Annotated in this window: 19 protein-coding genes; 7 read left to right on the top strand and 12 right to left on the bottom strand. The window is 63.1% G+C overall.

All coding sequences use genetic code 11. The features are described 5' to 3' along the window. Position 1: 1 nt before the first annotated feature. From tgt to coaD, 7 genes are all read right to left on the bottom strand, one after another. On the bottom strand, positions 2-1132 hold the full coding sequence (tgt, locus tag FJ867_RS24730; RefSeq protein WP_140625085.1) for a tRNA guanosine(34) transglycosylase Tgt: 1131 nt from the start codon (positions 1130-1132) through the stop codon (positions 2-4). Beyond that, positions 1125-1394: a hypothetical protein gene (locus FJ867_RS24725; protein ID WP_140498815.1), complete on the bottom strand. Its 270-nt coding sequence runs from the start codon at positions 1392-1394 to the stop codon at positions 1125-1127. Before FJ867_RS24725 ends, tgt begins: the two co-directional genes overlap by 8 nt. Further along, on the bottom strand, positions 1384-2472 hold the full coding sequence (gene queA / locus FJ867_RS24720; RefSeq protein WP_140498817.1) for a tRNA preQ1(34) S-adenosylmethionine ribosyltransferase-isomerase QueA: 1089 nt from the start codon (positions 2470-2472) through the stop codon (positions 1384-1386). Before queA ends, FJ867_RS24725 begins: the two co-directional genes overlap by 11 nt. Continuing rightward, a complete protein-coding gene (locus FJ867_RS24715) occupies positions 2472-2921 on the bottom strand; it encodes a DMT family transporter (RefSeq protein WP_140515312.1) in 450 nt (149 codons plus the stop codon). The genes queA and FJ867_RS24715 overlap by 1 nt, the downstream gene beginning before the upstream one ends. A gap of 12 nt (positions 2922-2933) precedes the next feature. Beyond that, positions 2934-3446, bottom strand: coding sequence for a peptidylprolyl isomerase (locus FJ867_RS24710; RefSeq protein WP_140498821.1), 513 nt, complete (start codon positions 3444-3446; stop codon positions 2934-2936). A gap of 27 nt (positions 3447-3473) precedes the next feature. After that, the gene (locus FJ867_RS24705) at positions 3474-3968 is read right to left on the bottom strand and encodes a peptidylprolyl isomerase (RefSeq protein WP_224518951.1); all 495 of its coding nucleotides are present in this window, start codon (positions 3966-3968) and stop codon (positions 3474-3476) included. A gap of 110 nt (positions 3969-4078) precedes the next feature. Further along, a complete protein-coding gene (gene coaD, locus FJ867_RS24700; RefSeq protein ID WP_140498825.1) occupies positions 4079-4579 on the bottom strand; it encodes a pantetheine-phosphate adenylyltransferase in 501 nt (166 codons plus the stop codon). Between the two features lie 194 nt (positions 4580-4773). Here coaD and FJ867_RS24695 point away from each other — a divergent pair, with 194 nt between their 5' ends. Next, positions 4774-4926 (top strand): hypothetical protein, encoded by a 153-nt coding sequence (locus tag FJ867_RS24695; protein ID WP_140498827.1) that lies wholly within the window; start codon positions 4774-4776, stop codon positions 4924-4926. A gap of 67 nt (positions 4927-4993) precedes the next feature. Here FJ867_RS24695 and gyrA read toward each other — a convergent pair whose 3' ends face one another. Beyond that, a complete protein-coding gene (gene gyrA, locus FJ867_RS24690) occupies positions 4994-7792 on the bottom strand; it encodes a DNA gyrase subunit A (protein WP_140557758.1) in 2799 nt (932 codons plus the stop codon). A gap of 183 nt (positions 7793-7975) precedes the next feature. After that, on the bottom strand, positions 7976-8806 hold the full coding sequence (locus FJ867_RS24685; RefSeq protein ID WP_140625176.1) for an AraC family transcriptional regulator: 831 nt from the start codon (positions 8804-8806) through the stop codon (positions 7976-7978). A gap of 87 nt (positions 8807-8893) precedes the next feature. Here FJ867_RS24685 and FJ867_RS24680 point away from each other — a divergent pair, with 87 nt between their 5' ends. Together FJ867_RS24680 and FJ867_RS24675 are read left to right on the top strand one after the other, a co-directional pair. Next, positions 8894-9430, top strand: a complete 537-nt coding sequence (locus FJ867_RS24680) for a hypothetical protein (RefSeq protein WP_140498831.1) — start codon at positions 8894-8896, stop codon at positions 9428-9430. Between the two features lie 173 nt (positions 9431-9603). Next, positions 9604-10233, top strand: a complete 630-nt coding sequence (locus FJ867_RS24675; RefSeq protein WP_140498833.1) for a MarC family protein — start codon at positions 9604-9606, stop codon at positions 10231-10233. 5 nt (positions 10234-10238) lie between these two features. Here FJ867_RS24675 and FJ867_RS24670 read toward each other — a convergent pair whose 3' ends face one another. From FJ867_RS24670 to FJ867_RS24660, 3 genes are read right to left on the bottom strand one after another with little or no spacing between them, the layout of a single operon-like run. After that, complete coding sequence (locus FJ867_RS24670; RefSeq protein ID WP_140498836.1) at positions 10239-10664, bottom strand: OsmC family protein; 426 nt, start codon at positions 10662-10664, stop codon at positions 10239-10241. 22 nt (positions 10665-10686) lie between these two features. After that, positions 10687-11100 (bottom strand): DUF2306 domain-containing protein, encoded by a 414-nt coding sequence (locus FJ867_RS24665; RefSeq protein WP_140525355.1) that lies wholly within the window; start codon positions 11098-11100, stop codon positions 10687-10689. A 40-nt stretch (positions 11101-11140) separates the two neighbouring features. Beyond that, complete coding sequence (locus FJ867_RS24660) at positions 11141-11653, bottom strand: single-stranded DNA-binding protein (protein ID WP_140498840.1); 513 nt, start codon at positions 11651-11653, stop codon at positions 11141-11143. A gap of 236 nt (positions 11654-11889) precedes the next feature. On the opposite strand from FJ867_RS24660, the gene FJ867_RS24655 reads away from it, so the two are divergent. The 4 genes from FJ867_RS24655 to FJ867_RS24640 all read left to right on the top strand — a co-directional run bounded on the left by FJ867_RS24655 (position 11890) and on the right by FJ867_RS24640 (position 13718). After that, a complete protein-coding gene (locus FJ867_RS24655) occupies positions 11890-12204 on the top strand; it encodes a metalloregulator ArsR/SmtB family transcription factor (RefSeq protein ID WP_140656346.1) in 315 nt (104 codons plus the stop codon). Further along, positions 12201-12704 carry an SRPBCC domain-containing protein gene (locus FJ867_RS24650; protein WP_140686315.1) on the top strand — a complete coding sequence of 168 codons (504 nt, stop codon included), beginning with the start codon at positions 12201-12203 and terminating at the stop codon, positions 12702-12704. Before FJ867_RS24655 ends, FJ867_RS24650 begins: the two co-directional genes overlap by 4 nt. Before the next feature lie 31 nt (positions 12705-12735). After that, a complete protein-coding gene (locus tag FJ867_RS24645) occupies positions 12736-13341 on the top strand; it encodes an ATP-dependent Clp protease proteolytic subunit (RefSeq protein ID WP_140818825.1) in 606 nt (201 codons plus the stop codon). A gap of 95 nt (positions 13342-13436) precedes the next feature. After that, positions 13437-13718, top strand: a complete 282-nt coding sequence (locus FJ867_RS24640; RefSeq protein ID WP_140818833.1) for a hypothetical protein — start codon at positions 13437-13439, stop codon at positions 13716-13718. The last annotated feature ends 236 nt before the right edge of the window (positions 13719-13954 follow it).

Raw genomic sequence — 13954 nt, 5'->3', positions numbered from 1 at the left:
GTCACAGCGCCGGGATATCGCCCCTCGCCCAGCCCTCGGTAATTTCGGCAGCGCGTGCCTCGAAAGTGCCGGTCTCTATCGCCGCGCGTATGTCCTGCATCAGCTTTTGATAATAGGACAGATTGTTCCAGGTCAGAAGCATCGCACCGAGCGCCTCTTGCGAGCGCACGAGATGGTGCAGGTAGGCGCGGGAATAATCGCGTGCCGCCGGGCAGTCGCTTTCCTCATCGAGGGGGCGCGGATCGTCGGCATGGCGGGCGTTGCGCAGATTGACCTTGCCGCGCCTTGTATAGGCAAGCCCATGCCGGCCGGCCCGCGTCGGCATCACGCAGTCGAACATGTCGACGCCGCGCGCCACCGATTTCAAGATGTCGTCCGGCGTGCCGACCCCCATAAGATAGCGGGGTTTGTTGTCAGGCAGTTCCGGGCAGGTGATGTCGAGCATGTCGAGCATGACCGCCTGCGGTTCACCGACGGCAAGGCCGCCAACCGCATAGCCTTTCAGATCCATCGCGCTCAGCGCCTGCGCCGAACGCACGCGCAAATCCGCATTGTCGCCGCCTTGCACGATGCCGAACATCGCCTTCCCGGGCTGGTCGCCGAACGCCGTCTTGCAGCGCTCCGCCCAGCGCAGCGACAATTCCATGGCGCGCTCGATCTCCTTGAGCGCGGCCGGCAGCGCCGTGCATTCGTCGAGCTGCATCTGGATGTCTGAATCGAGCAGGCCCTGGATCTCGATCGAACGTTCCGGCGACATTTCGTATGCAGCGCCATCGATATGGGAGCGGAAGGTGACGCCCTTCTCGGTCAATTTCCGAAGCTTCGACAGCGACATCACCTGGAAGCCACCGCTGTCGGTCAGGATCGGATGCGGCCAGCGGGCGAATTCGTGCAGGCCGCCAAGCTTCGCCACGCGTTCGGCGCCGGGCCGCAGCATCAGATGGTAGGTATTGCCCAGGATGATATCGGCGCCGACGCCGCGCACCTGATCCATGTACATCGTCTTGACCGTGCCGCCGGTGCCGACCGGCATGAAGGCGGGCGTGCGGATTTCGCCGCGCGGCATGCTGATCAAACCGCGCCGCGCCTTACCTTCGGTCGCCAGCACCTTGAAGGTGAACGTCTCAGCCATTGAATTCCTTGTCGTGTGCCGGTGCGCCCGGAGCCTGTTCGTCCAGCGACTGGCGATAATGGATGCAGCCGCGCATGAATTTTGGCCAGGGCGGCACGGCGATTGCCGGATCGATCTTCTCGGGCAGCAGGTCCCACAAATCGGGATGATGCCAGCAAAGATCGTGCCCCGATGCATCGCGATGCTGGCGAATGCCGGCGCGCAATTTTTTGACTTCGGCGATCAAACTGCTCCGGTCCAGCCTGTCGAGGTCATCGTCCATCGCTCATCTCCGCTCGATACAGCAGGCTTGCATCTCCGTAGGAGTAAAATCTGTAATCGTGCTCAATGGCGTGTGCATAGGCGGCGCGCATCGTATCGAGGCCGCTGAAGGCCGAAACCAGCATGAACAGCGTCGAACGCGGCAGATGGAAATTGGTCATCAGCATGTCGGCGGTGCGAAAACGGTAGCCGGGCGTGATAAAGATGTCGGTCGGGCCGGACCATGCAGCCAGCACGCCATCCTCTCGCGCGGCGCTTTCCAGCAGGCGCAGCGAGGTCGTACCGACGGCAATGACGCGCCCGCCCCTCGCCTTTGCCGCATTCAACGCGTCGGCTGTTGCCTCGCTGACTGAGCCGATCTCCGCATGCATCTTGTGGTCGGCGGTGTCGTCCACCTTCACTGGCAGGAACGTGCCGGCGCCGACATGGAGCGTGACGAAGCGGCGTTCGATCCCCTTTGCGTCGAGTGCGGCAAACAGCTCCGGCGTGAAATGCAGACCGGCCGTCGGCGCCGCTACGGCACCTTCCTCCCGGGCATAGATGGTCTGATAATCGGCCCGATCGCGCTCGTCGTCATCCCGCTTCGAGGCGATGTAGGGCGGCAGTGGGATGTGGCCGACCGCATGCAGCGCCTCATCGAGGAAAGGGCCCGACAGGTCGAAGCCGAGCAGCGCCTCGCCCGCCTCGCCCTTTTCGATCACCGTGGCGTCAAGCTGGCCGAGGAAGCAGGAATTGCCGTCATGGCCGAAATGGATGCGGTCGCCGACGGCAACGCGCTTGCCCGGCCGCATGAAGGCCAGCCAACGGTCCGGCGCCATCCGCATGTGCAATGTGGCTTCGACCTGCGCCGCCGCCTCGCCGCGCCGCCTGATACCTTTGAGTTGCGCCGGGATAACCTTGGTGTCGTTGAAGACCAGCACGTCGCCGGCCTGGAGCAGGGAAGGCAGGTCGCTGACCGCCCGGTTCGAAACCCCCTCGCCGGGCCTGACCACCAGCATCTTTGCGCTGTCGCGCGGCTCTGCCGGGCGAAGCGCGATACGCTCTTCCGGCAGGTCGAAATCGAACAGATCGACACGCATCAGAAGAGCCTGATAAGCAGCGCCCCGGCCAGAAGCAGCACCGCGCCGGCCACGCGGCCGAGCGAGATTTCGCGAACCGCGACGCCGAGGAATCCGACGCGGTCGATCAGCATGCCCGCCAGCAACTGGCCCGCCACCAGGAACGCCATCAGCGCGGCGGCGCCGATGCGTGGCGTCAGGATGGTGGACAGTGTGACGTAGAAGCCGCCCAGCATGCCGCCGGCGATGAACAGCCACGGCGCGGGCGCCTTCCAGTCGAGCGAGATGCCTTGCAGCCTCACCACCGCGACGGCAATGATGCCGAGCACGATGGCGCCCGACAGGAACGAAAACGCGGCAGCCGCGACCGGGAGCCCCAGGCCGCGCGCCAACTGCGAATTGATCGGCGCCTGAATGGCAATGAAGGCGCCGGACAAGATGCCGAGAAGCGACCAGACGACGCCCATCATTGTCCTGCCGCCTTACTTGACGTCGGCCGCGACCTTCAGCGACACGATCTTGTCGGGATCCTGCACCGGCTCGCCGCGCTTGATCTTGTCGACATTGTCCATGCCTTCGATGACCTGGCCCCAGACCGTGTACTGGCGATTGAGGAAGGCTGCATCGTCGAAGCAGATGAAGAACTGCGAATTGGCCGAGTTCGGATTCTGCGAGCGCGCCATCGAGCAGGTGCCGCGGCTGTGGTTGGCATTGGAGAATTCGGCCTTGAGATCCGGCTTGTCGGAACCGCCCATGCCAGCGCGGGAAGGCGCGAAAGAGGGCTTGCTCGAATTGCCGAACTTGACGTCGCCGGTCTGCGCCATGAAGCCCTCGATGACGCGGTGGAAGACCACGCCGTCATAGGCGCCTTCGCGGGCCAGTTCCTTGATGCGGGCGACATGGCCGGGCGCCAGGTCGGGAAGCATTTCGATGACGACCTTGCCCTTGGTCGTTTCCATGATGAGCGCGTTTTCGCGATCCTTGATGTCGGCCATGTCTGATATCCTTTTCAAAAAACAGAACTATTTGTCGGCGGCGATGCGCACCTTGATCATCCGGTCGGGATCGGTGACCGTGCCGTTGTCGGCCTCGTCGCCCTTCTTGATATGGTCCACGAGTTCCATGCCGCTGACGACATTGCCCACGATGGTGTACTGGCCGTCGAGCGGCGGCGCCGGCGCGAACATGATAAAGAACTGCGAGTTTGCCGAGTTCGGATCCTGCGAGCGTGCCATGCCGACCACGCCGCGCTTGTAGTGCTCGGTCTGCGAGAATTCCGCCGGCAGGTCCGGCAGGTCGGAGCCGCCGGTACCGACAGCCTGGGCGTTGAAGCCCTTGTTCATGTTGCCGAATTTGACGTCGCCTGTCTGCGCCATGAAGCCGTCGATGACGCGGTGGAAGGCGACGTTGTCATAGGCATGCTCGCGCACCAGCTTCTTGATCTGCGCGACATGCTTGGGCGCGAGATCGGGACGCAGTGCAATGGTCACGTCGCCGTCCTTCAACGTTATGATCATGGTGTTTTCCGGGTCGGCGGCATAGGCTGAGACCGATGCGGTCACGAGACCGGCAAGCACGACGAGGAACGAGGCGAGCTTTTTCAGCTGCATGGTCTTCTCCGAGAAACCTATTTTGCGAATTTAGCGGTGAGCGCACCGGCGACCGCGGCCGGCACGAAGGGGCGGATGTCGCCGCCCATCGAGGCAATCTGGCGGACAAGTGTGGCGGTAATGGTTCTAACCGAGGGGCTGGCGGGCAGAAAAACCGTTTGCAGCTCAGGCGCCATCGTTTCGTTCATGCCGGCCATCTGCATCTCGTAGTCGAGATCGGTGCCGTCGCGCAGGCCGCGGATCATGATCGAGGCTCCCTGTTTCCTGGCCGCATCGATGACCAGCCCGTCGAAGGCGACCACCTTGATGCGTGTGCCGTCGCGGCCGAATTCGGCCTTGGTCGCGGCCTCGATGAGTTCGACCCGCTCCTCGAAGGAAAACAGCGGCTTCTTGCCGGGATGGATACCGATCGCCGCATAGACGATGTCCGCCACGGCCAGCGACGCCTTCAGCACGTCGAGATGGCCGTTGGTCAACGGGTCGAAGGAGCCGGCATAAAGGGCGATGCGCTCGGTCATGCCGGTGCTTCTAACGGGCGCGCGGACGGAAGGCAAATCTCATTGATGCGATCCCCTTGAACCTTTTTGCAGGGATGAACGACAGATGAATGCGCCGATCACGAACGCTTCACGCAGCGTTCACTACCTTGCCCCTTTAAGAAGATGAAACCAAAGTCCCATGTAAGCGTTGTAGAGCGCAGGAGAACACGCACATGCTGATCTACATGCTCGCCACTGCAATGACCGTCGCCATGCTGATCGCCACTGTATTCGGGCTGCATCAGGAGGCCCAGCGCGTCCGCATCAAGACCAACGCCAAACGCTTCGAAGGGTTCGGGCCCCGCAAGCCTCACCGTCACTATTGAGTTAGCCTGAATTTGTTGCGACGCGCCGGCCGATTGGCCGGCGTTGCCATGTCTGTCCAAGCCAGACTTATTGCGCATCATCCAGGCCGGCATCGGCCGCCGGATCGATCTCGGCACCAACCTCGACGATTTCTTCCTCGTCCGATTGCGGCTCGGAAATCCGCTCGACCGAAACCACCTTCTCGCCTTCCGCCGTGTTGAAAATGGTCACGCCCTTGGTGGCGCGGCTGGCGAAGCGGATGCCATTGACCGGCACCCGGATAACGGTACCGCCGTCGGACACCAGCATGATCTGGTCGTCATTGCCGACCGGGAAGGTTGCCACCAGCCTGCCGATCTCGGCCGTCTTCGACACGTCAGTGGCCCGAATGCCCTTGCCGCCGCGTCCGGTCAGACGGAAATCATAGGACGATGAGCGCTTGCCGTAGCCGTATTCCGTCACCGTCAGCACGAACTGCTCATGCGCCTTGAGGAACTCATAGCGCTCGTCCGACAGCTCCGCCTCCTCGCCGACCTCTTCGTTGGTCAACGCGATCTCTTCCTCCTCACCTGCCGGGATGCCGGCGGCCAGGCGCCGTTCGGCCACCACGCGCTTCAGATAGGCGGCGCGTTCGGCCGGCGGCGCATCGACATGCTCGATGACAGCCATCGAAATGACGCGATCGGTTTCGGCCATGGCGATGCCGCGCACGCCGACCGAGTTGCGGCTCTGGAAGACGCGCACATCGCCGACGGAAAAGCGGATGCACTGGCCGGAGCTGGCGGTCAGAAGCACGTCGTCATTGTCGGTGCAGGTCTCGACGCCGAGGATCTCGTCGCCCTCCTCCTCCAGCTTCATGGCGATCTTGCCATTACGGTTGACTTGGACGAAGTCAGAGAGCTTGTTGCGGCGCACCGTGCCGCGCGTGGTGGCGAACATCACGTCGAGCTCGCCCCAGCTCGTCTCATCTTCCGGCAACGGCATGATTGTGGTGATGCGCTCGCCCTGCTCCAGCGGCAGCATGTTGATCAGCGCCTTGCCGCGTGACTGCGGATTGCCGATCGGCAGGCGCCAGACCTTCTCCTTGTAGACGATGCCGCGCGAGGAGAAGAACAGCACCGGCGTGTGCGTATTGGCCACGAACAGGCGGGTGACGAAATCCTCTTCCTTGGTCGACATGCCCGAGCGACCCTTGCCGCCGCGGCGTTGCGCCCGGTAGAGCGACAACGGCACGCGCTTGATGTAGCCGGAATGGCTCACCGTCACGACCATGTCTTCGCGCTGGATCAGGTCCTCGTCTTCCATGTCCGCGCCGCCTTCGCTCAGCTCGGTGCGGCGCGGCGTGCCGAATTCGTCACGCACGGCCGCGAGCTCGTCCTTGACGATCTGCTGGACGCGGGCGCGGGACGACAGGATATCGAGATAATCGACGATCTCGGCGCCGATCGTGTTCAACTCGTCGGCGATTTCGTCGCGGCCGAGTGCCGTCAGGCGCTGCAGGCGCAACTCCAGGATCGCGCGCGCCTGTTCCTCGGACAGATTGTAGGTGCCGTCCTCGTTGATGCGGTGGCGCGGGTCGTCGATCAGGAGGATCAGCGATTCGACGTCGCCGGACGGCCAGCGCCGCTCCATCAACTGCTCGCGCGCGGTCTGCGGGTCCGGCGCGGTGCGGATCAGTTTTATCACTTCATCGATGTTGGCGACTGCGATTGCGAGGCCGACCAGCACGTGGGCCCGGTCGCGCGCCTTGCGCAGCAGGAACTTCGTGCGTCGGGTGACCACCTCCTCGCGGAAGGACACGAATGCTCTCAGCATGTCGGTCAGCGTCAGCAGTTCGGGCTTGCCGCCATTGAGCGCCACCATGTTGGCGCCGAAAGAGGTTTGCAGCGGCGTGAAGCGATAGAGCTGGTTGAGGATGACGTCGGCCACGGCGTCGCGCTTCAGCTCGACGACGACTCTATAGCCCTGGCGGTCGCTCTCGTCGCGAATGTCGGAAATGCCCTCGATGCGCTTGTCGCGCACCAGTTCGGCCATCTTCTCGATCATCGACGACTTGTTCACCTGGTAGGGAACTTCGGTGATGATGATCGATTCGCGGTCATTGCCGCGGGCCTCGATGTTGACCTTACCGCGCATGACGATGGAGCCGCGGCCGGTCGAATAGGCGCTGTAGATGCCGGAGCGGCCGAGCACGATGCCGCCGGTCGGGAAATCCGGCCCCGGAATGATTTCCATCAGCGCCGGCAGGTCGATGGCCGGATTGTCGATGATCGCGATCGCGGCGTTGCAGACTTCGCCCAGATTGTGCGGCGGGATGTTGGTGGCCATGCCGACGGCGATGCCGCCCGAGCCATTGACCAGCAGATTGGGAAAGCGCGCCGGCAGGACCTTCGGCTCGCTGCCGGAAGCATCGTAAGTGTCCTGGAAATCGACCGTATCCTTGTCGATATCCTCCAGCAGTTCATGCGCGACCTTGGTCAGCCGCGACTCGGTGTAGCGCATGGCCGCCGGCGGATCGCCGTCGATCGAGCCGAAATTGCCTTGCCCGTCGATGAGCGGCACGCGCAGCGACCAGTCCTGCGCCATGCGCACCAGGGCGTCATAGATAGAGGCGTCGCCATGCGGATGGTATTTACCCATCACGTCGGCGACCGGGCGCGCCGACTTCACATATTTGCGGTTCCAGTGATAGCCGCTCTCATGCGCGGCGAAGAGAATGCGGCGATGCACCGGCTTCAGGCCGTCGCGCACGTCGGGCAGCGCGCGGCTGACGATCACGCTCATGGCGTAATCGAGATAGGATCGCTGCATCTCCTCGATGATCGAAATCGGCTCGATGCCGGTGGGGCCGCCGTCGGCGCCGCGCGGTGTTTTTTGGTCGGTCAAATCGGATCACAATCTAAACAGGAATCACTTGCCGTATATATAGGAAGCCGGGCCGAAACTCCAATGTCGACGGCACTTTTCCAGTGTCGATTTTGGCGGTGATTTCAAAAGGATACCGGTGATTGCGACGATATGGCCGATGTGCTTTTCGGAGCCGTCGACGCAAAGGCCCGCCATCTCGTGTTAGCGGCGGCCCGCGCGGCGGGCGCGATAGCTGCCGGGCGTCTCGCCCATTTCGCGCCGGAAGCGGCGATTGAAAGTTGACAGGTCGTTGAAGCCCGCCTCGAAGGCGATCGTCGAGATCGCCTTGTCCGAAGCGTGGAGCCGCACTGCTGCCCGGTGCAGCCTGGTCCTCAGCAGAAACCGGTAGGGGGTCATTCCGGCAATCTGCCGGAATGTGCGCAGGAAATGATACGGACTGGTCGCCGTCTCCCGGGCCAGCACGGCCAGCGAAAGCGGCTGATCGGCATCGATCTCGATACGCCGAACCGCCTCCGCGACCCGTTTTTGGTCGCGGCCGCTGGGTGTCCGCGCCATCTTGGTGCGCCCTGAGCTTGCGGCGACTGCTGCGCCGGCAATGCGCAAGCCGAGTTCCTCGAAAGCAGCGGTTTCGGCCACATCGCGCGCGGCCTCCGCTTCGGCCAGCAGCGGCATCAGCGCCGGCAGGGGCGGCAGGCGCGGCGTCTCGAAGGCCAGCATTCTGGCGCCTGGTACGTTCTCCACGATCCGTTCCATATAAGCCGGAGCAAAATGGAAGGAGAGGCAGCGGTCGCCGGCGCCGTGCTCGTGGCCGCATTCGTAGCATGTGCCGGGATTGCCAAGCAGCACCGCGCCTGGCGCGAGCATCGCGGTGCCCTGGCTGGCGCGATAGCGGAAGGTGCCGCTGGTCACCGCGGCGACGCAGAACGTCCGGTGCTCCTCCTCGAACGGCCGGTCGCCGGCGCCGGCCGTGCACACCACGTCCGACACCTGCCAGCCTGGCCCCGAGGCAATGATCCTGTGGCTCGTCGTCATAGCCTGAAAGATAGCAATTTTTCCCAAGCGCAGAACCCTGCCCCGGCCTATCGCTTGCGGCCTCCTGACAGCATGAAGGCACCAGCCATGACCAACCAGCCCACTTTTACCGAAGCCCTGCACAGCGACGGGCCAGCCCCCGGCTTTGCCGAGAATTTGGATCTCTACGGCCGCTTCGTCGGCGCCTGGACTTTCGATGCCAGCCGTCATCTCGAGGACGGCACCGTGCTGACCGGACGCGGCGAGGTGCATTTCGGCTGGGTGCTGGAAGGCCGCGCGATTCAGGACGTCTGGATCCTGCCCGCGCGCGATGCCGGCCCCTCGCCTTCTCTCGGCAAATGGACCTTTTATGGCACGACCTTGCGCGTCTACGATCCCGGCGCAAATGCCTGGCATATTTTCTGGAGCGATCCGCGCAACCAGTATTACAGCCGCCAACTCGGTCGCGCCGAAGGCGACACGATTGTCCAAGTGGGCGCCGACGGCACCGGTTCCTCCGTACGTTGGAGCTTTTCACGAATAACCGAAAATTCCTTCCGCTGGCTCGGCGAGCGCTCGCACGACAATGGCGCGACATGGCGGCTCGAAGTGGAGTTCCTGGCGCGGCGCTCTGGCCGTACCTGATCAAGCAAGCCCGCGACGCAAACTCAGGCATTCCCTGCGTTCTTTCGCGTCTCCCTCGGCCCAGCCGGCTTTCGCAGAGTTCGCGAGCCGCCTCTCCCCAGCCGGTTTCATCCGTCCCTGCTTTGCTCTACCAATGTCGGGATGCGGGCTCGGCCCGGCGGGAGGGGTGAGAGATGCCGAGTTTCGACAGCCTGTTCAACGCCTTCGTCACCATTCTGGTGACCATCGACCCGCCCGGGCTGGCGCCGCTGTTTCTGGCGATAACGCGCGGCATGAACCGCGAGGAGCGCCAGCAGGTCTCGGTCCGCGCTTCGGTCATCGGCTTCCTGGTGATGGCGCTGTTCGCGGTTGCCGGCGCCTCGATCCTGTCGGTGTTCGGCATCACGCTGCCGGCCTTCCGTGTCGCCGGCGGCTTTTTGCTCTTCTTCATCGCTTTTGAAATGGTGTTCGAGCGCCGGCAGGACCGTAAGGAGAAGATCGGCGACGTGGCCATCACCAAGGACATGATCCACAACATCGCCGCTTTCCCGCTGGCGATCCCGCTGATCGCCGGCCCCGGCGCGATTTCGGCGACTGTGCTGCTCTCCGGCTCGTTTCAGGGCTTTGGCGCCCAGGCGGCACTGGTCGGCATCATCTTCGTCTGCCTCGCCATCACCTATCTCGTGTTCGTGCTGTCGGAGCGCATAGACCGCATCCTCGGCCAGACCGGCCGTTCGATCCTGACCCGCCTGCTCGGCGTTATCCTGGCGGCACTTGCCGTCCAGTTCGTGGCTGACGGCATCAAGGCGCTGATGGCCTCATAGGCCGCTTATTTTGCCGTCGTGTCGATAATTTCGAAATCGTGGGTAATGGCGGCGGTCTTGGACATCATGGCCGAAGCCGAACAGTATTTTTCGATCGAGAGATCGATCGCCCGCTTCACCTTGTCGGGCGACAGCGCCCTGCCCTTGACGATGAAATGCATATGAATGCGGGTGAACACCTTGGGATCGGTCTCGGCTCGGTCGGAATCGAGCTCGACCACACAGTCCTCGATCGCCTCGCGCCCCTTTTCGAGGATATGGACGACATCATAGGCCGAGCAGCCGCCGGTGCCGATCAGCACCAGTTCCATCGGGCTCGGCCCCGGCGTTCTCCCTTCAGGGCCGAACGCGGTCCCCAGTACGACCTTATGGCCTGTGCCGGACTCGCCGACGAAGGTGCGTTCCTCGACCCATTTGATGCGTGCTTTCAACTGATATTCCTTCCACTCGGGATCACGGTCTGGCTTGCGCGACGCCGAAGACCACGTCGTGCAAGATTCTGCCGGGCACCAGCGTAAAGACACCGGCACCCACCAGTGCAAAGATATACAACGCAATCATCGCCTTGCGGTGCTTGGCGACGCGGTGATTGCGTGCATGCCAGACCGCCAGCGGCACCGTGACCAGCACCAGGATCGACAAGAGATGGATCGGGCTGAAAGGGCCAATGAGCCGTATCTGCTGGATCCAGAAACTCGAGATGGCGACGGCCAGCATCAGCGCCGCCCAGAGATAGCCCATCGCGCGGTGGCGCAGCGTGCCTTTCGGCAGCGCCAGCTGCACGCCGCCTATCGCCAGCGCGGCAAAGGCCGCGAGCGCATGCCATGGGATCGGAGGACGTGCCGATAGGAGCGGTCCGAGCGACATCGCGCCCTCTCCTCAAATGCCCGTCACGCCGTGTCGATGCTCAGAACGGAATTTCGTCGTCCAGCTCGCGCGACGAACCGCCGCCGCCCTTGGGAGCGCCGCCGCCACGATTGAAGCCTTCGTTCGGGCCGGACTGGCCGAAATCGGAACCACGGCTGCCGCCGCCGGAATAACCCCCGACCTGGCCGCCCTCACCCTGGCCGCGCGCGTCCAGCATCTGCAGCTCGCCGCGGAATCTCTGCAGCACGACTTCCGTCGTGTATTTGTCGGCACCGGTCTGGTCTTGCCATTTGCGTGTCTGCAACTGGCCCTCGACATAAACCTTCATGCCCTTCTTCAGATACTGCTCGGCAACCTTGGCGATGCCCTCATTGAAGATGACGACATTGTGCCACTCGGTCTTTTCCTTGCGCTCGCCGGAATTCTTGTCGCGCCAGCTTTCCGATGTTGCGATGCGGATGTTGACGACCGGCTCGCCCGAATTCAGGCGGCGGATCTCCGGATCCGCTCCGAGATTGCCGACCAGAATGACCTTGTTGACGCTACCCGCCATGATACTTCTCCGCGCTCGTCCGAAACAAATTTTTGTCGCAGCACCTTACAGGTTGCGCACACCCGTTGCCTGCTGTGGCTGCCTTTTCCCACAAGGTTTTTGTTCTCTTTTCGTTCCTATATGCATCGCCGCTCATTGTCAAGGAATGGCAGTAATGCCGGAGCCGCCAGCTTCCCTTAATATGGGCCGTAAAACATCGCTTGCCAAACCGATAAGTATCGACTTATGCTTTCGCCATGATCGAAGCGGAGATTTTCCGGGCGCTGGCCGACCCCACCCGACGCGCCGTCTATGAACGCCTCGCCACCAGCGAGATGACGGTGTCGCAGCTGCGCACCGGCATGACGGTGTCGCAGCCGGCTGTGTCGCAGCACCTGGCGGTGCTGCGCAGCGCAGGCCTGGTGGTCGAGCGGCGGGCGGGCCGCAACGCCTATTACCGCGCCGATCCGCAAGGGCTCGACCCGCTGCTTGGCTGGATCGAACGCTACCGGACCTTCTGGCCCGAGCGCATCGAAAAACTAAGGACGGTTCTCAAGGACATGGACCAATGACGCACGCACCAGTGACCGACGAAAGCCCTGCGCGGACCGCCCCCGACGCGATCGAGTTCGAGTGCGATCTCCCCGAGCCGCCGGAAAAGGTATGGCGGGCGCTGACCGTGCCCGAATTGCTTGCGGCCTGGATGATGCCCAACGACATCAATCCTGAGATCGGCAGCAATTTCGCCTTTGCCGGGCCGGATGCGCCGATCGAATGCGAGATCCTCGATGCCGAGCCCGGAAAAAGGCTTCGCTATTCCTGGCGGGAACAGCCGCGGCCCGACGAGGAACGGAACCCACTCGACAGCATCGTCACCTTCACGCTCGCCCGCACCGTTTCGGGCGGCACGCATCTGCATATTATCCATGAAGGCTTTGCCCGTGCGGCGACATCCGCCGCCAGGCCCATGGTGACCATGGCAGGTGTCGGCTGCCGGCTTTCATTCGCTGCGAGCGCCTCCGGCCGTACGGCCGCCGCCAATTCATTTTGCCTTCTGCAGCGCGCCGCTTGAGTGGCCGACACATGAAAAACGGAGAGAGACGATGACCGGTTTTGCCAATCTGGTGCCGATGGTGATCGAGCAGTCGAGCCGCGGCGAGCGCGCCTTCGACATTTTCTCGCGGCTGCTGCGCGAGCGCATCGTCTTTATCAACGGCGAGATCAACGACGGCATGTCGGCGCTGGTCTGCGCCCAGCTTCTGTCGCTGGAATCGGATAATCCCGACAGGGAGATCTCGCTTTACATCAACTCGCCTGGCGGCGTGGTGACCAGCGGCTTCGCCATCTACGACACGATGCAATACGTCAGTTGTCCGGTGTCGACGGTGTGCATGGGCTTTGCCGCCTCGATGGCTTCGTTCCTGCTGATGGCTGGCACGCCGGGACGGCGCATCGCGCTGCCCAACGCCAGCCTCGTCCTGCACCAGCCGCTGGGCGGCTTCCAGGGTCAGGCATCGGACATCCAGCGTCACGCCGAAGGCATCCTGCGCACCAAGCGGCAGATGACCGAACTCTATGCGCGTCATTGCGGCCGCACCTATGAAGAGGTCGAGCGCACGCTCGACCGGGACTATTTCATGACCGCCAAGGAAGCGAAGGCATGGGGTCTCGTCGATCATGTCTACGATACCCGCAAAAAGGCGGCGTGACCGGCACAAGCACGATGAATTGCGACGCCCCGCCGTCCGGCGATTTGATGACCGCCGGTCTGGCCACCTCGGCGGGGCGGCGCTATAACCGCCCGATGATCGACAGCCGCTTATTCCGACCTTGGCGTCTTGCCGTCACTATTTTCGCCGGTGCGCTCATGCTGGCCGGCGGCGCCTTTGCCAACGACAGCCAGAAAGGCAGCCTGCCCGGTGTGGCCGGCGATTATCGCATCGCCAAGCCGGCCCCGCAGCCCGAACCCGATGACGCCTTCCCCGCCAACGGAAACGGCCAGTTCAAGATCGGCGATACCGATGTCAGGATTTCTGGCAGCATCACGGTCGATGTCGGCGCCGGCGGGATCAAACCGCCGCGGTAGCCGACATGTCGCGGGCCGTCAGTACCTGCGCGTTCCCCCAAAAGAGCAGCCCCGCCGTGCTTTTAGCAAACAGACGGGGCTTTTCTGGATCTATAATCCAATCTTTCGCCGGGAATGTTTTACCGGCTTTAGATTTCGGATGCTTCGCGGCGTTCAGCCGACGATCCGACCAGTAGTCTCTGATTTTGGTGCATCCGGCAGGGTCACGTCGGAAGGCGCTCGCGTCTCCCTGGCAT

It is taken from the genome of Mesorhizobium sp. B2-5-3 (assembly GCF_006441005.1).
GTDB lineage: Bacteria > Pseudomonadota > Alphaproteobacteria > Rhizobiales > Rhizobiaceae > Mesorhizobium.
This window is presented reverse-complemented; position numbering and strand designations above follow the sequence as displayed.